This window comes from Arthrobacter sp. B2I5 (assembly GCF_030816735.1).
Taxonomy (GTDB): domain Bacteria; phylum Actinomycetota; class Actinomycetes; order Actinomycetales; family Micrococcaceae; genus Arthrobacter.
Genome location: NZ_JAUSYF010000001.1, coordinates 2,099,984 through 2,117,203, shown reverse-complemented (window position 1 = coordinate 2,117,203; position 17,220 = coordinate 2,099,984). Strand labels below are relative to the sequence as shown.

The 17,220-nt window shown below is 66.0% G+C and carries 16 protein-coding genes and 2 pseudogenes; 10 read left to right on the top strand and 8 right to left on the bottom strand.

All coding sequences use genetic code 11. The features are described 5' to 3' along the window. Positions 1 to 5: 5 nt before the first annotated feature. Both QFZ60_RS10120 and QFZ60_RS10115 read left to right on the top strand, forming a co-directional pair. Positions 6 to 443: a VOC family protein gene (locus QFZ60_RS10120; RefSeq protein ID WP_307090206.1), complete on the top strand. Its 438-nt coding sequence runs from the start codon at positions 6 to 8 to the stop codon at positions 441 to 443. A 90-nt stretch (positions 444 to 533) separates the two neighbouring features. Next, positions 534 to 1,547 carry a DUF808 domain-containing protein gene (locus tag QFZ60_RS10115; protein ID WP_307090204.1) on the top strand — a complete coding sequence of 338 codons (1,014 nt, stop codon included), beginning with the start codon at positions 534 to 536 and terminating at the stop codon, positions 1,545 to 1,547. Between the two features lie 30 nt (positions 1,548 to 1,577). Here the strand turns inward: QFZ60_RS10115 and QFZ60_RS10110 are convergent, their stop codons facing one another. Beyond that, the gene (locus QFZ60_RS10110; RefSeq protein ID WP_307093282.1) at positions 1,578 to 2,642 is read right to left on the bottom strand and encodes a spore photoproduct lyase family protein; all 1,065 of its coding nucleotides are present in this window, start codon (positions 2,640 to 2,642) and stop codon (positions 1,578 to 1,580) included. Positions 2,643 to 2,853: 211 nt separating this feature from the next. Here QFZ60_RS10110 and QFZ60_RS10105 point away from each other — a divergent pair, with 211 nt between their 5' ends. Then, positions 2,854 to 4,452, top strand: a complete 1,599-nt coding sequence (locus QFZ60_RS10105) for an ABC-F family ATP-binding cassette domain-containing protein (RefSeq protein WP_307090202.1) — start codon at positions 2,854 to 2,856, stop codon at positions 4,450 to 4,452. Between the two features lie 133 nt (positions 4,453 to 4,585). On the opposite strand, the pseudogene QFZ60_RS10100 reads toward QFZ60_RS10105, so the two are convergent. From QFZ60_RS10100 to QFZ60_RS10085, 4 genes and pseudogenes are all read right to left on the bottom strand, one after another. Continuing rightward, positions 4,586 to 4,753: pseudogene (locus tag QFZ60_RS10100) on the bottom strand (YbaK/EbsC family protein); the annotation flags it as partial. A gap of 155 nt (positions 4,754 to 4,908) precedes the next feature. Then, a pseudogene (locus QFZ60_RS10095) lies at positions 4,909 to 5,788 on the bottom strand (SURF1 family protein). Further along, complete coding sequence (locus tag QFZ60_RS10090; RefSeq protein WP_307090201.1) at positions 5,789 to 6,049, bottom strand: hypothetical protein; 261 nt, start codon at positions 6,047 to 6,049, stop codon at positions 5,789 to 5,791. Further along, positions 6,046 to 6,471 (bottom strand): DUF3099 domain-containing protein, encoded by a 426-nt coding sequence (locus QFZ60_RS10085; RefSeq protein ID WP_056333776.1) that lies wholly within the window; start codon positions 6,469 to 6,471, stop codon positions 6,046 to 6,048. The genes QFZ60_RS10090 and QFZ60_RS10085 overlap by 4 nt, the downstream gene beginning before the upstream one ends. A 152-nt stretch (positions 6,472 to 6,623) precedes the next feature. On the opposite strand from QFZ60_RS10085, the gene QFZ60_RS10080 reads away from it, so the two are divergent. Further along, the gene (locus QFZ60_RS10080; protein ID WP_056333780.1) at positions 6,624 to 7,349 is read left to right on the top strand and encodes a beta-ketoacyl-ACP reductase; all 726 of its coding nucleotides are present in this window, start codon (positions 6,624 to 6,626) and stop codon (positions 7,347 to 7,349) included. Between the two features lie 141 nt (positions 7,350 to 7,490). Next, a complete protein-coding gene (locus QFZ60_RS10075) occupies positions 7,491 to 8,252 on the top strand; it encodes an SDR family oxidoreductase (RefSeq protein WP_307090198.1) in 762 nt (253 codons plus the stop codon). 91 nt (positions 8,253 to 8,343) lie between these two features. On the opposite strand, the gene serB is transcribed toward QFZ60_RS10075, so the two are convergent. Further along, entirely contained in the window at positions 8,344 to 9,237 is an 894-nt protein-coding gene (serB, locus tag QFZ60_RS10070; protein ID WP_307090196.1) for a phosphoserine phosphatase SerB, read from the bottom strand. 125 nt (positions 9,238 to 9,362) lie between these two features. Here serB and QFZ60_RS10065 point away from each other — a divergent pair, with 125 nt between their 5' ends. From QFZ60_RS10065 to QFZ60_RS10045, 5 genes are all read left to right on the top strand, one after another. Further along, positions 9,363 to 10,148: an ABC transporter ATP-binding protein gene (locus QFZ60_RS10065; protein WP_307090194.1), complete on the top strand. Its 786-nt coding sequence runs from the start codon at positions 9,363 to 9,365 to the stop codon at positions 10,146 to 10,148. 20 nt (positions 10,149 to 10,168) lie between these two features. Beyond that, positions 10,169 to 10,954 carry a sulfite exporter TauE/SafE family protein gene (locus QFZ60_RS10060; RefSeq protein WP_307090193.1) on the top strand — a complete coding sequence of 262 codons (786 nt, stop codon included), beginning with the start codon at positions 10,169 to 10,171 and terminating at the stop codon, positions 10,952 to 10,954. 7 nt (positions 10,955 to 10,961) lie between these two features. Then, positions 10,962 to 11,768: an RNA methyltransferase gene (locus tag QFZ60_RS10055; protein WP_307090191.1), complete on the top strand. Its 807-nt coding sequence runs from the start codon at positions 10,962 to 10,964 to the stop codon at positions 11,766 to 11,768. A gap of 156 nt (positions 11,769 to 11,924) precedes the next feature. Continuing rightward, a complete protein-coding gene (locus QFZ60_RS10050) occupies positions 11,925 to 12,182 on the top strand; it encodes a type B 50S ribosomal protein L31 (RefSeq protein ID WP_018771158.1) in 258 nt (85 codons plus the stop codon). 97 nt (positions 12,183 to 12,279) lie between these two features. Next, on the top strand, positions 12,280 to 13,377 hold the full coding sequence (locus tag QFZ60_RS10045; RefSeq protein WP_307090189.1) for a biotin/lipoate A/B protein ligase family protein: 1,098 nt from the start codon (positions 12,280 to 12,282) through the stop codon (positions 13,375 to 13,377). Positions 13,378 to 13,425: 48 nt separating this feature from the next. Here QFZ60_RS10045 and pepN read toward each other — a convergent pair whose 3' ends face one another. Both pepN and QFZ60_RS10035 read right to left on the bottom strand, forming a co-directional pair. Next, the gene (gene pepN / locus QFZ60_RS10040; RefSeq protein ID WP_307090188.1) at positions 13,426 to 16,128 is read right to left on the bottom strand and encodes an aminopeptidase N; all 2,703 of its coding nucleotides are present in this window, start codon (positions 16,126 to 16,128) and stop codon (positions 13,426 to 13,428) included. Between the two features lie 33 nt (positions 16,129 to 16,161). Further along, positions 16,162 to 17,220, bottom strand: coding sequence for a YeiH family protein (locus tag QFZ60_RS10035; protein WP_307090186.1), 1,059 nt, complete (start codon positions 17,218 to 17,220; stop codon positions 16,162 to 16,164).

Below are 17,220 nucleotides of genomic sequence, written 5' to 3'. Positions count from 1 at the left end.
GCCCCATGCCCATCAAACTGGAGAACATCGGCATTGCAGTCCGGGACCTGGAAGCCGCGATAGCGTTCTTCACCGACCTCGGTCTCAGTGTCCTGGGCCGCCAGACGGTCAGCGGAGAATGGGCCGACACGGCCGTAGGCCTCGATGGCAACCATGCCAGGATCGCCATGCTGCAAACGCCGGACGGCCACGGCCGGCTCGAGCTGTTCGAGTACATCCACCCCGAAGCGATCGAAACTCCGCCCACACTGCCAAACGAGATCGGCATGCACCGCGTTGCCTTCTCGGTGGACGACATCGACGCCGCACTGGACATTGCGGCCAGGCACGGCTGCCACCCCCTGCGCGGGGTGGCCACCTACGAAGACGTCTACAAGCTCACCTACGTCCGGGGACCGAGCGGAATTATTGTCATGCTCGCCGAGGAACTGAAGAAGGGCTGACCGCCCGCTGCAATATACTCCGAACATGCCCAAGAAGCACCAAGCCCTTAATGCCCATCGGTCCGTTACCGTGCTGCGCGGAGGCCAACTGTGAGCGGCGGTCTCGTTGCCCTGCTCGACGACGTTGCGGCCCTCGCCCGGATTGCGGCAGCCTCGGTGGACGACGTCGCCGCCGGCGCCGCAAAGGCGGGGGCCAAGGCCGCCGGCGTGGTGATTGACGACGCCGCCGTCACCCCTCAGTACGTTTCAGGAGCGGACCCATCCCGCGAACTGCCCATGATCAAACGGATCTTCTGGGGCTCCATCCGGAACAAGCTGCTGATCATCCTGCCGGCACTGCTGCTCATCAGCGCCTTCATCCCGGGTGTTATTCCCTACATCCTCATGCTGGGCGGCACCTACCTCTGCTATGAGGGCGCGGAGAAGGTCTGGCACAAACTCCGCGGCAGTCACCATGAGGACGAGGAGTCCCCGTCAGTGGAACGCGGGCCCGATGCCGAGGCCAAGGTTGTCAAGGGAGCCATCACTACGGACTTCATCCTGTCCTGCGAGATCATGGTGATCTCGATGAACGAGCTGGCAGCGGAGTCCATCTGGGTCCGTGCCTTCATCCTGGTCATGGTGGCATTCGCCATCACGGTGCTCGTGTACGGTGCCGTGGCACTGATCGTCAAAATGGACGACATCGGAATACACCTGGCTGCCAAGGACTCTGCCCGTTCCCAGCGCTTCGGCAGGCTCCTGGTGAGAGGCATGCCGGCCGTGCTGGCCGCGATTACCTTCGTCGGCACCATCGCGATGCTCTGGGTTGGCGGCCACATCATGGTCCAGGGGGTACACGACCTGGGCTGGCACGCACCCTATGACCTGATCCATGCACTCGAGCACCCGGTAGCCGGCGTGGCAATTGTCGGCGGCTTCCTGGCATGGCTCGTCGACACCCTGTGCTCCGCAGTTATCGGACTCGCCTGGGGCCTCGTCGTCCTGGCCGTTGTGGGCCCGCTGCTGAAAGTCCTGCCGTTCGGCAAGGCGAAGGGCAGTCACGACGAGGGAGCCGTGAAGGAACAGACGGACAGCCATCAGCCGGAGAGGCACGAAGGCTGATACTTATCGGTCTTTCGGGAAGATGCCCTGCTAGAACGCGTACCGGACGCGGCAGTACGGCGTTATGTCTGCAATCAGGGCGGTGAGCTGGCGCACGTACGCCGCTTTAGCCCGCGCCCGGTACCGGACGTTGCTGAAACCGTTCGAGGAAACTTTCCCTTCCTGAAGATCGGGACGCCACAGGACGTTCTCGGCCTGCGGATGCCAGCCCAGGTTGACCTGGTGCAGTTGCTCGTTGTGCGTCAGGAAGATGACCTCCGCGGCCAGCTGCGCCTTGGCTGCCGGCGTCAGGGTTGCGTCGAGCTGGCGCAGCAGCTGCTCCCAGTCCGCCAGCCAGGTGTCCGTCACGATGACGGGGGAGAAGTTCACATGCACCTGGTACCCGGCCGCAACGAAGTCATTGATGGCCGCCATCCGTTCCGCCACCGGTGATGTCCGCACGTCGACCGACTTTGCCAGGTCCGCGGGCATCAGCGAAAATCGGATCCGGGTATGCCCGCCATGATTCCATTCCAGCATCGCGGGGTTGACGAACTTCGTGGCAAAGGACAGCTTGGCGTTGGGCAGTTCGCGGAAGAGCGTGACGAGATCCTCCACGTTGTCGCTGATCAAGGCATCAACTGAACAGTCACTGTTCTCGCCAATGTCGTAGACCCAGAGCTCCGGATCGCACTGATTGGGCTCGAGTTTGATGCCCTGGCGGGCGGCGTGCCGCTCGACCGCCCCGGCGATCTGGGCAATGTTGGCGAAGACCGTGACGGGGTTGCTGTACCCCTTGTGGCGCGGCACGTAGCAGTAGGCACACGCCATGGCGCACCCGTTCGCCGTGGAGGGCGCGATGAAGTCCGCGGACCGGCCGTTCGGCTTGAAAAACAGCGACTTCTTGACGCCGAGGACCAGCGCCTCCGTCTTGATCCGTGACCAGCGCGGGACGTTGGCTTCGTCACCATGGACGTCCGGGATGTTCCAATGGTTTTCCACCAGTACGACGTCGGCATCCGGCCAACGTGCCACGATCTCCTGGCCCCGGGGCAGTTCCAAAGCGGCCGGCTGCGCGTAGATGCGGCGGATTTGGAGCAGCCGATCGAATTCCATCACCTCATTCTCCATGAACCTCGGGAGCAGCAGGCCGCGTTAAGCCCACGGCATCAGCAGCAAAACTACCCCCGGATGCCGTTGTTGAAATTGCGCTGCCCTGCCGGACGGTAGACTGGATTGTGCCGTTCTCCGGCCACTCTGCCCTGGCGTCCCTTCGTACTGCGTGCGCGGACCGTGGCGTTCCCTGTTGTGAAAGGCCTTACCTGCTGTGATTACTGTCCAGGATCTTGAACTGCGTGCCGGTGCCCGGCTCCTGATGGACCAGGTGAGCTTCCGCATCGATAAAGGGGACAAGATCGGCCTGGTGGGCCGCAACGGCGCAGGCAAGACTACGCTGACGCGTGTCCTTGCAGGCGAGGGCCTTCCCGCCGCCGGCAAGGTGACCCGCAGCGGTGAAATCGGCTACCTGCCCCAGGACCCCCGCACGCCGGACATGGAGCAGCTGGCACGCGACCGGATCCTCTCCGCCCGCGGCCTGGACATCGTCGTCGGGAAGCTCCGGAAAGCGCACGACGAAATGGCCAGCGACGACGCCGACGTCCAGCGGAAGGCCATGAACCGGTACGACCGGCTGGAGTCCGAATTCCTCGCAGCCGGCGGTTATGCTGCCGAGGCCGAAGCCGCGTCAATCTGTTCCAACCTGGCCCTCCCTGACCGCCTGCTGAACCAGCCGCTCAAAACGCTGTCAGGCGGCCAGCGGCGCCGCGTGGAGCTCGCCCGCATCCTTTATTCCGATGCCGAAACGATGCTTCTCGACGAACCCACCAACCACCTTGACGCCGATTCGATCGCCTGGCTGCGTGACTTCCTGAAGAACCATCAGGGCGGCCTTATCGTCATCAGCCACGACACCGACCTGCTGGAAGCCACGGTCAACAAGGTGTTCCTGCTGGACGCCAACCGCGCCCAGATCGACTTCTACAACATGGACTGGAAGCGGTACCTCCTGCAGCGGGAGACGGACGAGCGCGCCCGGAAGCGTGAACGCGCCAACGCCGAGAAGAAGGCCCAGGTCCTCATGGACCAGGCCAACAAGATGCGGGCAAAGGCCACCAAGGCTGTCGCGGCGCAGAACATGGCCAAGCGTGCCGAACGTCTGCTCAGCGGCCTGGAAGCCGTCCGTGAGCAGGACCGCGTGGCGGCGTTGCGGTTCCCCGACCCGTCACCCTGCGGCAAGACCCCGCTCACCGCGGACGGTCTCAGCAAGTCCTACGGCTCGCTGGAAATCTTCACCGACGTGGACCTGGCCATTGACCGCGGTTCCAAAGTGGTCATCCTGGGACTCAACGGTGCCGGCAAGACTACACTGCTGCGCATGCTTGCCGGCGTGGACAGCCCTGACACCGGCGAGGTCATCCCCGGCCACGGCCTGAAGGTGGGCTACTACGCCCAGGAACACGAAACCCTGGACCACGACCGCACGGTCCTCGAGAACATGCGCTCCGCTGCGCCGGACATGAAGGACGCCGAGGTGCGCGGCATCCTGGGCTCATTCCTGTTCTCAGGTGACGACGTCGACAAGCCCGCCGGCGTTCTCTCCGGCGGCGAAAAGACGCGCCTGGCCCTGGCCACCATCGTGGCCTCCAGCGCCAACGTCCTCCTCCTCGACGAACCCACCAACAACCTCGACCCCGCCAGCCGCGCCGAAATCCTCGGCGCCCTGCGCAACTACACCGGCGCCGTCGTCCTGGTCAGCCACGACGAAGGCGCTGTCGAAGCCCTGAACCCCGAACGCGTGGTCATGCTTCCCGACGGCGTCGAAGACCTCTGGAACGAGGACTACCTGGACCTGATCACCCTGGCCTAGCCTCCCCAGGTCCCCACCGCAGGGTTGCGTTCGCGCCCCCGGCCGCGCAATTTGCCGCTTGCTGGCTCGTTCCTCGCCTCTGACGCAAGCTACACAAATCACCCGGCCGCTGGCGCTGGGAGGTTGCGCCAGGTCAGCGGACGGGCATTTCCTTAGCGCCAGTAATCCTGTGCAGGTCGTCGTAAGTGATGCTGAACATTGATTTGTGGTCCCCTGCTCCTGCCCAGAGGAGCCGGTGGTCCTGGAGGGTCAGGTCCAGCAGGGTCCTGATCCTTTTTGGGTGCCCTACCGGGGCTACGCCGCAGCCAGGGGTGATTGCCGCGAGCGGAGCGGCGTGGGTGATCTATGTAGCGTGCGTCAAAGGCGACAAAGGAGCCACCACGCGGGAAATCACGAGCGTCGCGAAGCGGACGGCACAGGCGCAACCAGCCAAGCGCCGCCGTCGTACTCCATGCCCTAGTACCCCTGCGCGTCCAGGAGGGCGTCCTCTTCTTCCTCCGCTGTCGCCTTCTTCCGCTTGCGCGGCGGGGCCGGGCGGCGGCGTGGGCCAGGGACTGCGGAATGGACGGCCCCGTCCGGCAGCGTTTCTTCCTGGTCCTCGGCGTCGATCGCTGCATTGCGGGCCTGCTGCCGGGCCGCGTAGCCGAAGCCAACGAACATGAGCACACCGAAGGCGAACCACTGCAGCGAATAGGACAGGTGCGTCCCCTCGTCCGTGGACGGTTTGGGGAACGCGACGGGCATGGTGGCGGACGGAGGCGTTTCCGACGCAAGCTGGCCGTAGGCGCCCGTGAGCAGTGGATAGCCCAGCTGCGCGGCGTAGGTGGGCAGGTCAATGGACGCGAGCTGGCCTTCGGGCGCCCCGCGCTGAAGTTCCGGCTCACCATGCTTCAGGCGAACGACGGCGGTGACCTCACCGGAAGGGGGTGCCGGCACCGAATCCGGGCTGCCTGGGTTCTTGTTTCCGATGGGCAGCCAGCCGCGGTCGATGACCACGGTTTCGCCGGTGCTGAGGCGGAAGGGGACCACCACCTCGTAGCCGGGCTGGCCGTTCAACGGCCGGTTGCGGACAATCCGCTGGCCGGCCGCATCGTAGGAGCCCTTCAGCTCTACCTGGGTCCACTCCCTGGCCGGGTCAAGCTGGTTAAACTGGTCCCGTGCCTGGGCAAAGGGGATGGGGGTGGCCGAGTAATTGCTGACCACCCGGTTGATCTCGGCCAGCGTCTCCGCACGCCGGTCCATCTGCCAGCGGCCCCAAAAATACGCACGCGGCGGCAAAGATCGCGGCCAGCAGGAGATAGCCCAGCCATTTGCTGGAAAAAAGGAACCGGTACATTCAGAGGTCCTGCGCCGGTGAACCGTCATCGCCGGGGCTGAGGGGAAGCGTTTCCTTCCAGAGCCCCCGGGTCTGCAGGTAGTCCTCCAGCCATTCCCGGTGGTCGGCGCAGGCCAGCCACGTTTTGCGGCGCTCGGGGGCGTGGATTTTGGGGTTGTTCCAGAGGAGCTGCCAGGATGCCTGAGCCCTGCACGCCTTCCGTGAGCACATGGCGGTCCCGGACGCCACGTCCGATCCTGCCGCGAAATCGAAAAGACTCATGATGCCTGCCGCTCCTCCCCGGGGTCCTCATCCTTTACCAGTTCGCCTTGAAGCACAGCACTTCCGGGTTCATCCTCCGGATCCGGAAGAACCGGGCTCTCAATCTCCGCCAAGGGGGCGGAATCCAGCAGCAAATCACTGTGGGCCTCGGCCTTGTCGCTGCCGTTGGCGATCACCACTGCAATCCAGGGCAGGAATACAGCGCCGGCCACCGCGATGATCTTGAACCAGCCGTCCACCACGAAGATCATGATCAGGCACACCATGCGGATTCCCATGGCCAGCGCGTACTTGATCATCCGCTGGCGCATGTCCTCAGAGTGCGCTCCGGCGGCGTCGGTAATGCTGTGGACCTCGGTATCGCCGGAGAATCGGCCCGGTTCTTCGGGCGCGGAATGTCCCGCATGGTTTTCAAGGGTCACGGTGAATGATCACGCTCCAAAGGCTTCCCTCAATTCTCGCACCATCGGCAGTGCTGCCCAAACCCGCAGCGGGCCTGCCGCTAAGATCGGAGGCAGCCCAAACCACACCCCGCTACCGCGGCGCAGCCTGCCGCAGAATCCCGGAGCCCCCTATGACTGAAACAGCTTCCGCGCCCCGCAGTGTCCTGATCACCGGCGGCAACCGCGGCATCGGACTGGCTATCGCGCAGGCGTTCCTTGCCAACGGTGACAAGGTGGCGGTCACCTACCGCAGCGAAACCCAGCTGCCCGAGGGAATCCTCGGGGTCAAGGCGGATGTCACCGATGAGGCATCCGTGGACGCCGCCTTCAAGGAAGTGGAAGCTGCCCACGGTCCCGTGGAAGTCCTGGTGGCCAACGCCGGAATCACCAAGGACACGCTGCTCCTGCGCATGAGCGAGGACGACTTCACCTCTGTCATCGACACCAACCTGACCGGTGCCTTCCGTGTCATCAAGCGTGCGTCCAAGGGCATGATCCGGCTCCGCAAGGGCCGCGTGGTCCTCATTTCCTCAGTGTCCGGCCTCTACGGCGCACCGGGCCAGATCAACTACTCCGCTTCCAAGGCCGGCCTGGTGGGCATCGCCCGGTCCCTCACCCGCGAACTCGGTTCCCGCGGCATTACGGCCAACGTAGTGGCACCCGGCTTCATCAACACCGACATGACCGCCGAACTCCCCGAAGCCACCCAGAAGGACTACCTCACCAGCATCCCCGCCGGCCGCTTTGCCGAAGCCGCCGAGGTTGCCAACGTGGTCCGGTGGATCGCCAGCGACGAAGCCGCCTACATCTCGGGTGCGGTCATCCCGGTGGATGGCGGGCTGGGCATGGGCCACTGACCCTTCCGGTCATTGCCCCTGCAGGAAACTAGCCGGGCGGCCCTTATTTGTGGGAGCCGGACAACGGATATGGGCCACAGCCGCTGGCATGATGGACTGCAGACCACAACGATTTAGATGTTTCGAACAAAGGAAGCTCGAATGGGACTGCTGGACAACAAGACGGCCATCGTCACCGGATCATCGCGGGGTATCGGCGCCGACGTAGCAAAGATCCTCGCCTCGGAGGGTGCCGCCGTCGTGGTCAACTACCGCCAGAAGGCGCCCCGCGCCAACAAGGTGGTGCAAGGAATTGAAGCCGCCGGCGGACGTGCTGTCGCCGTGGGTGCCGATCTCACCACGCAGGAGGGCGTGCAGGCCCTGGCCAGCGCCGCGATGGAGAACTTCGGTTCGCTGGACATCCTGGTGCTGAATGCCTCGGGCGGCATGGAAACCGGCATGGGGGAGGACTACGCCCTCAAGCTCAACCGCGACGCGCAGGTCAACATGCTCAACGCCGCCGTGCCCCTGATGAAGGAAGGCTCCCGCGTGGTTTTCGTTACCAGCCACCAGGCACACTTCATCAACACCGTGCCCACCATGGAAGCCTACGAGCCGGTAGCCCGCAGCAAGCGTGCCGGTGAGGACGCCCTGCGTGAACTGATCCCCAACCTGGCCGAAAAGGGCATCTCCCTGGTCGTAGTGTCGGGCGACATGATCGAGGGAACCGTCACCGCCACGCTCCTGGACCGCTCCACGCCGGGCGCCATCGAGGCCCGCCGCGCGGAAGCCGGCAAGCTGTACTCCGTGGAGGAGTTCGCCGAGGTGGTGGCAAGCATGGCCACGGCCGACGTCGAATCCGGCCACACCGAGTACGCCGGGGGAGCAGATTACTTCGGTAAGGGGGCCCAGCCCGCGGGCTAGGCTCCCCCCACTCCGCGAGATGGCAGTTCCCGGCAATGTTCACTCCGAACACCGCCGCGAACTGCCATCCCGCGGTTAAGTGTCAGGAAGGTCAGACCCCGGCGACGTGGCGGACAACGTCCAGGTACGGCATGTTCACGGCGGCATCGGCCACTGCCCGCACAGCAGGCTTGGCATTGAACGCCACCCCGATCCCGGCCGCACCGAGCATGTCCAGGTCGTTGGCGCCGTCGCCCACCGCGATGGTGTGTTCGAGGGCAATGCCCTCCGCAGCGGCCCACTCCCGCAGGTACTTCTCCTTCGCCGCCCTGTCCACCACGGCGCCAAGCACCTTGCCGGTCAGCGCGCCGTCGACGATTTCCAGTTCGTTGGCCTGCCAGTAGTCCAGGCCCAGGTCGGCCGCGATCGGTTCGAGGATCTGGTTGAAGCCGCCGGACACGACGGCCACGGCGTGGCCGGCCGCCTTGAAAGCGGCCACCAGTTCGCCCGCGCCTTCACTGAGCTTCACTTCGTTGCGGACGGAATGGACGACGTCGGCCGGCAGCCCCGCGAGGACGGCCACCCGGGCGTGCAGGCTCTGGGCAAAGTCCAGTTCGCCGCGCATGGCAGCTTCCGTGACGGCCGCAACTTCCTCCCGCTTGCCGGCATAGGCAGCCAGGAGCTCGATGACCTCCTGCTGGATCAGGGTGGAATCCACATCCATGATCAGCAGCTTCCGGGCAGCGGACCGAAGACCGGCCGGAACAACGGCGGTATCGAAATCACCGGTGGCGGACTCCGCCACGGACCGGCGCAGCGCGGCGAGCCCGGCCTCGGTCGCATCCGGAAGGGCCAGGTCAAGGATCTGGACCTGGTACCGGTCGCCTGCCGGGGAGGATTCGGACAGCACCTGGGCGCCGTGTGATGCGAGGACGGAACGCAGCTGCTCCAGCCCGCTGGGGGTCACATTGAGGCCATAGCTGACCGCAGTCACGTTCGAAGTCATGCCTGCAATCTTAGCCAGCGCTGACGGGGCCGCCGGAATTCGTTGCGGACCCGCCACGGCGAAGCATCCAGGGGCCTTCACACCGGTTATCAGTCATCTTCTTTTTTGTCCTAGTGTCTACTCCTATGAGTGATGTTCTGGAACTGGACTCCGTCAGCGTTGTCCGAGGCAAAAAGACCCTGCTGGATAATGTCGACTGGCAGGTCAATGAAGGCGAGCGGTGGGTCATCCTTGGCCCCAACGGCGCCGGCAAAACCACCCTTCTCCAGATCGCGGCGGCCCGGCTCCACCCCAGCAGCGGCACCGCGGGCATCCTCGACGAAGTGCTGGGCCGCGTCGACGTCTTCGAACTCCGGCCGCGCATCGGCCTTTCCTCTGCTGCCCTTGCCACCCAGATTCCCGAACACGAGAACGTCCTCAACGTCGTGGTCACCGCCGCCTACGGCGTGACCGGCCGCTGGCGCGAAGGCTACGAGCGTGACGACGAACGGCGCGCGTTCCGGCTGCTGAACGACTGGGGCATGGGACCGCTGCTCAACAGGACCTTCGCAACGCTGTCCGAAGGCGAGCGCAAGCGCGTCCAGATCGCCCGCGCCCTCATGACGGACCCGGAACTGCTGCTCCTGGATGAGCCGGGCGCCGGACTGGACCTGGGCGGTCGCGAAGAGCTGGTCCACAAGCTGGGCGAACTCGCCAGCGATGAGTCCGCGCCGGCCATGGTCCTGGTGACGCACCACCTGGAGGAAGTCCCGCCCGGCTTCACACACGCCATGCTCCTGCGCGACGGTGCCGTGGTGGCGGCCGGTCCCATCACCGACGTCCTGACCGAAGAACACCTGAGCACCACTTTCGGCCTGCCGCTTGCGGTCACCGAGAACGCGGGACGCTACACCGCCACCGCACGCCGCTAGAAGAGGCCTGCACTACTGCCTTGGAACTCTTCAGCAGCATCATTGTGTTCATCGCCGGCCTGTGGGCCGGCACCATCAACGCCGTGGTGGGCTCCGGCACCCTGGTCACGTTCCCGGTGCTCATCGCACTGGGCGTGGCCCCGGTGGTGGCGTCCATGAGCAACGCCATGGGCCTGGTGGCCGGCACCGCGGCCGGGGCCTTCGGCTACCGGCGTGAACTGGCCGGCCGGGGGCGGCAGGTGCTGCGCCTGCTGCCTGCGTCGGTCCTGGGCGGCGTGTCCGGGGCCTGGCTGCTGCTGCACCTGCCCGAGAAGGTGTTCCACTACGTTGCGCCGGTCCTGCTGGTCCTGGCGCTGCTGATGGTGGTGTTCCAGCCAAAGCTCCAGGAGTGGGTGCGCAACCGCGAGGCCAATCCGGAGCACGCCGTCCGGGATAAACGCCACGGGATTCTCCTGGTGGTCCTTGTCTACCTCGCCGGCGTGTACGGCGGCTACTTCGTTGCGGCCCAGGGGATCCTGCTGGTCGGAATCCTGGGCGTGTTCCTCACGGGGACCATCCAGAACGCCAACGCGATGAAGAACATCCTGGTGCTCGGCGTCAACATGGTGGCCGCCATCTCCTACCTGCTCTTCGCCTTCGACCGGATCAACTGGCTTGTGGTGCTGCTCATCGCGGTCAGCTCCACCATAGGCGGGATCCTGGGCTCCAAGGTGGGCCGAAAGCTCTCGCCGCGCGTCCTCCGGGCCGTGATCTTCAGCCTGGGCATCGTGGCCCTGGCCGTCATGATCGCCAACCTGCTGAAATAATCACCCGGTGACCTTCCACTACCTCGAATCCGCCGATGACCCGCGCGTCAGCGACTACACCACCCTGACCGACGTGCACCTTCGCAAGCTCCGCGAACCGGCCGAGGGGATGTACATCGCCGAGTCTTCGCGGGTCCTGCGCCGGGCCTTGGCGGCCGGCCACCGGCCGCGTTCGTTCTTCCTGGCGGAAAAGTGGATGGCGGACCTCGACGACGTCTTCCAGGCGTATCCCGACGTTCCCGCCTTCATCGGCTCGGCAGCCCTCCTCGAGGAGATCACGGGTTTCCACCTGCACCGCGGTGCCATGGCGGCCATGCAGCGCCCCGCGCCGGTGCCGCTGCCGGAGATCCTGGCCGGCGCGCGCCGCGTGGCCGTGCTGGAGGACATTGTGGACCACACCAACGTGGGCGCCATCTTCCGCTCCGCCGCAGCGCTGGACATCGACGCCGTCCTTGTCTCACCGCGCTGCGGGGATCCCCTCTACCGGCGCAGCGTCAGGGTCAGCATGGGCACGGTGTTCCAGGTGCCCTGGGCGCGCCTGGGGGACTGGCCGGGCGACCTGCAGGTGCTGAAGGACCACGGCTTCACCGTCGCTGCGCTGGAGCTGACGCCGGACGCAGAGGACGTCGACGCCGTTGCGTCCCGCAACCTGGACAGGCTCGCCCTGGTGCTTGGCACCGAAGGCGCCGGCATGAGCCCGGAGACGCTCGCCGCCGTCGACCTCGCCGTCAAAATCCCCATGCGCAACGGCGTGGATTCGCTCAACGTGGCCGCTGCGTCGGCCGTGGCGTTCTGGGAGCTGCGGGCGCGGTAAGGGCGGGCAGAACGCGTTCGTCACACCCTCCCGCATCGGCTATGATGGATAGCTGGTTGTCCTGCTTTTTCAGCTTCGGCTGATGCATCAGATCCCAGCCATCCCATTCATACCTGGCAGCTGGCAAAATCCAGTTGCGCGAACAAAGGTCCCATTATGAAGTCTGATACCCACCCGAAGTACGAAGCTGTTGTCTTCAACGACCTGGCCTCCGGCACCAAGTTCCTGACCCGCTCCACCGTGTCTTCCAATAAGACCATCGAGTGGGAAGACGGCAACACCTACCCGGTCATCGACGTCGAAATCTCTTCCGAGTCCCACCCGTTCTACACGGGCAAGCAGCGCATCATGGACTCTGCAGGCCGCGTCGAGCGCTTCAACGCTCGCTTCAAGGGCTTCGGCGGCAAGAAGTAATCTTCTTCCCCAAGGTCTGATGGAAAGCCCGCACCGGCAACGGCGCGGGCTTTCTGCTTTTAACCGTGCACCTGGTTTCTGGGGCAGGATGGAAAGCATGACCCAGCCACGTATTCCTGACCATGATGCCCCCGGTAACCAGCGCCTGCACGGTGAGTACAAGGTCCCGGGCGGCAAGCTGGTGGTAGTGGACCTGGCCGTGGTGGACGGCGCCCTGGCTGACGTCTCTGTCAGCGGCGACTTCTTCCTTGAGCCGGACGAGGCGCTGGAGGACATCAACCGCGCCCTGACCGGCCTTCCGGACACCACCCCTGCCAAGGACCTGGCAGCGGCCGTCACCGCCGCCCTGCCGGCCGGAGCCGTGCTGTTCGGCTTCTCCGCCGACGCCGTGGCCGTGACCGTCCGCCGTGCCCTGGCCAAGGCAACGTCCTGGGGCGACCACGAGTGGAACGTCATTGCGCCCACCGTGCTGCCCACCGAAATCAACGTTGCCCTTGACGAGGTGCTCACCGAGGCCGTCGGCGCCGGTGCGCGCACGCCCACCCTGCGTTTCTGGGACTGGCAGGAGCCGTCGGTGGTCATCGGCAGCTTCCAGTCGGTGCAGAACGAGGTGGACCCCGAGGGCGTGGCGAGGCATGGCATCAACGTGGTCCGCCGGATCAGCGGCGGGGGAGCGATGTTCATGGAGGCCGGCAACTGCATCACCTACTCGCTCTACCTGCCGCAGACGCTAGTGGACGGGCTCAGCTTCGCCGACTCCTACCCCTTCCTGGACGCATGGGTCATGGCGGCACTGGAACGGCTCGGCATCAATGCCTTCTACATCCCGCTGAACGACATCGCCACGGACCAGGGGAAGATCGGCGGTGCCGCGCAGAAACGCCTGGCCAACGGCGGCATGCTGCACCACGTCACCATGAGCTACGACATCGACGCCGACAAAATGGTGGAGGTCCTGCGGATCGGCAAGGAAAAGCTGTCCGACAAGGGCACCCGTAGCGCAAAGAAGCGGGTGGACCCGCTGCGGCGCCAAACCGGCCTGGCCCGCACGGCGATCATCGAGGCGATGATGGGGGTCTTCAGCGAGCGTTACGGCGCAACCCCGTCAGAGCTGGCGGGACACGAGCTGGCGGCAGCCGAGGAACGGGTAGCCACCAAGTTCGGCACCAGGGAATGGCTCCACCGGGTTCCCTAGCCCCATCGACTGCTCCATACTGGTCGTTTTGGGCGGGGAAAACGGCAGTTACGGAGCAATCGATGGGTGGTGGGCGCCCCACGTCGGCGGGGTTCCCTGGCCGAGCGCAGCGAGGTTAGGGGGCCGGTGGGGAACGACGGCGGCCTGCGCGGTGAGTGCGCGCAGCAGGTGGCTGCGCTGCTCTATGATGATCCGGCGCAGGGCGTGCGGCGCGTCAGGGTTGGCTGCCAGCCAGTCATCCGTCCGCCGGACCACCGGATGGTCCCCGGGGCGGGTGCCGGCTGCCAGGTCCTGCGCGGCGGGATAGAGGCCGCGGACAATCCGGCTGGCGATTTCGATGCTGCGCTCATCCCAGACAGCCAGCAGGCAGTCGAAGTAGGGCTCCAGGTACGGCTCCAGCAACGCCGGCGGCGCGGTGCTGAAGCCGCTGATGGTGGCCGTGAGGAGCTGGTTGGAAAGCTCATTCCTGTGAACGGCGGCCTCCCAGGCGGCGGCCTTGACCGCCGGGTCCGGGCGGGATGCCATGGCGGTTGCGTGGCCGGCGCGGCCGGAGGCGGTGGTGTCCCGCGCCAGCTCGGCGTCGAGCTCCGCTGCGCTGGCCTCTCCGTTGGCGGCGAGTGCATGCCACAGCTGCCAGCGCAGCTCAGCGTCCACGGACAGGCCCTCCACCGGTGCCGTGCCATCCAGCAGGCCACGGAGCCGGGGGAGTGCTGCCGCATCATGACGGCTGAGGGCGGCAAGGGTGCGGGCCCAGGCAAGCTGTGCGTCAGACCCGGGAACAGCCCGGTCCAGCTCGCCCGCTGCGGCCGCAAGGAAGGAAGCACGGACACTCATGCGGGCGTCTGCCGGTGTGTAACGTTCGACGGCGGTGGTGGCGTTGTCCAGGATGTTCAGCAGGACCCCGATTCCGGTTTCAGCCGGACCAAAGGCCGTCACGGCGTCAACGTACAACGATGCCGGGCTCTCGCCGTCCCGGGCGGAGTTCCAGAGCGCAGTCCAGCACAGGGCACGCGCCATGGGGTCCGTGACCCGGTCCAGGGAGGCGCGGACCGTTGCTTCAGATACCGGGTCCAGCCGCACCTTGGCGTAAGTGAGGTCCTCGTCGTTGACCAGCAGCAGCGCCGGCCGCTGCTGCCCGTCGAGCTGGGCGAGCTCCGTCCGCGCGCCGGCCACATCGGTTTCGATGCTCCCGGTCCGCACCAGGGCGCCGCCGGCGTCGAAGTCGTAGGAACCCACCCGGAGCCGGTGCGGGCGCAGCTCCTCGCGTCCTGTCACCGGATCCACCGCTTCCTGGACGATGGCCACCCGCCCCGGCACGCCGTCGTCGCCCGTTGCACTGGAAGCTGCGAACTCCAAGGACAAGCTGGAAATTCCGGAGGTCTGCAGCCACTGCCGTGCCCATCCGGACAGGTCCCGCCCCGACGCCGCAGCCAGGGAAGCCAGGAGGTCGGCCAGCGACGTGTTGCCGTAGGCATGCTTCCGGAAGTACTCCCGCGATCCGGCGATGAACGCGTCGAAGCCCACGTAGGCCACCAGCTGCTTCAGCACAGAGGCGCCCTTTGCGTAGGTGATGCCGTCGAAGTTCTGCTTTGCCGCTTCAAGGTCCGGGATGTCCGCCACGATGGGATGGGTGGTGGGGAGCTGGTCCTGCACGTAGGCCCAGGCTTTGCGTTTGTTGGCGAAGTTGACCCAGGCCGTGTCCCAGTCCGTGGCCCGGTCAACACCGAGGGTTCCCATGTAGTCGGCGAAGGACTCCTTCAGCCACAGGTCGTCCCACCACTGCATGGTCACAAGGTCGCCGAACCACATGTGCGCCATCTCGTGCATCAGGGTGTTGGCGCGGGCCTGGTACTGGGCGTCCGTGGCCCGGGAGGTGAACACGTAGCTTTCCGTGAACGTGACCAGTCCCGGGTTCTCCATGGCGCCGAGGTTGTATTCGGGAACGAACGCCTGGTCGTACTTGCCCCAGGGGTAGGGGAAGTCGAAAAGGCGGTTGAAGAAGTCCAGCCCCTTTTTCGTCAGGCTGAAGAGCTCCTCGGTGTCGAAGGAGTCCGCCATGGATGCGCGGCAGTAGAGGGCGAGCGGGACGTCCAGCTGGGTGCCGTCGTCGAGCGTTGCCTGCCAGCGGTCCTCTGCCTTGAAGTACGGCCCGGCCAGGATGGTGGTGATGTAGGTGGACATCGGCAGGGTGGTGGCGAAGTCCCAGCACGCCGTCGCGGGATCGCTGGTCAGCAGGGTCCGGTTGACCTCGGAGCCGTTGGACGCCACCTGCCAGTCGGCCGGTGCCATGACGTGGAAGGTGTAGGCCGCCTTCAGGTCGGGCTGCTCGAAGTTCGCGAAGACCCGGCGCGCATCAGCAGGCTCGTACTGCGTGTACAGGTAGCACTGGCCGTCCGCCGGGTCCACGAACCGGTGCATGCCCTCTCCGGAACGGCTGTAGAGCGCCGTTCCCGTGACCGTGACCTGGTTTTCGGCCCGCAGGTTGTCCAGCCGGATCCGTGCGCCGTCCACTACGTCCTCCAACCGCAGGCTCTTGCCGTTGAGGAACACGCTGTGCACGTCACCGGCGATGAAGTCGAGGAACGTGCCGGCGCCGGGTTCGGCGGTGAAGGTAATGACGCTGCGGCTCGTGTAACCCATGACTGCTGGATCTGCTGCCTGCCGCACATCGAGGGAGATGTCGTAGCTGGTGGTGCTGATCCGGGCTGAACGTTCGGCGGCTTCGCGGCGCTGCAGATTCTCATGTGACACCCGGCTATCTAATCACGGTGCCGATTCATCGGCTCAGCCGGCGATCAGGAAGGCCACAGCCAGGCCCAGCACGGCAATCAGGAGCCATGAGGCGAGTGCCGCCAGGAGTGCCGGTCCGCCGGTGTGGAGCAGGGCGCGGATACGGACCGCAGAGCCAAGGCCAAACAGGGCCGCGCCCAGCAGGATGTCCTGCAGGGCGGCCCCCAGGTCGAGCCAGCCCGCGGACAGCCAGCTTGTGGAGCGCAGCACCACCATGGCAACGAAGCCCAGGACGAACAGCGGCACCAGGGGCGGCATTTTCTCGTCCACGCCATCTTCGGCGCCCAGGGCACGCACCCCGTTTCTGTGGTGGGCACCTGCCAGCGCGGCGACGGGGGCCAGCAGCAGCACGCGGGTGAGTTTGACGACGACGGCGACCGCCAGGGCAGCGGTCCCGGCGGTTTGCGCCGTGGCCACCACCTGGCCCACATCGTGGACCGACGCGCCGGTCCAGGCTCCGAACACTGTGGCCGTGAGCCCCAAGGGTTGCGCGAGGAGGGGGAGGACGCCGATGGCGAGCGTGCCGCACAGGGTGACCAGGGCCACGGGCAGGACGGTTTCCGCGTGCCGGATGCGGCGGACGGCGGCCATGGCGCCAATGGCGGAGGCACCACAGATGGAAAATCCCGTGGCTACCAACAGTGAGGTCACAGGCGGAAGGCGGAACAAGCGCGAAATCGCATACGTCCCGCCGAAACTGGCTGCCACCACGCCCACAATCAGGACCAGGGACACCCAGCCGAGGCCCAGAACATCCATGACGCTGACCTTCAGGCCCAGGAGTACGATTCCCCCGCGCATCAGGTGCTTGCCGGCGAAGTCCAGCCCCGGCCGTGCCCGGCCTCCCGTCCAGGTGCCGGCGCCGGGCAGGTTGGCGGCCAGAACGCCCAGGACCACAGCGAGGGTCATTGCCGGCAGGGCCGGCAGCAGTCCATGCCATAGGAAGGCCGCCGCAACAGCGGCAGCGGCGGTCAGCAGCCCCGGAACCAGGCGGGCAATCCGCGGACCGGAACGGCCGTGGCCCGGCGCTGGGAGGCTTCTGCTGTCTGGCAC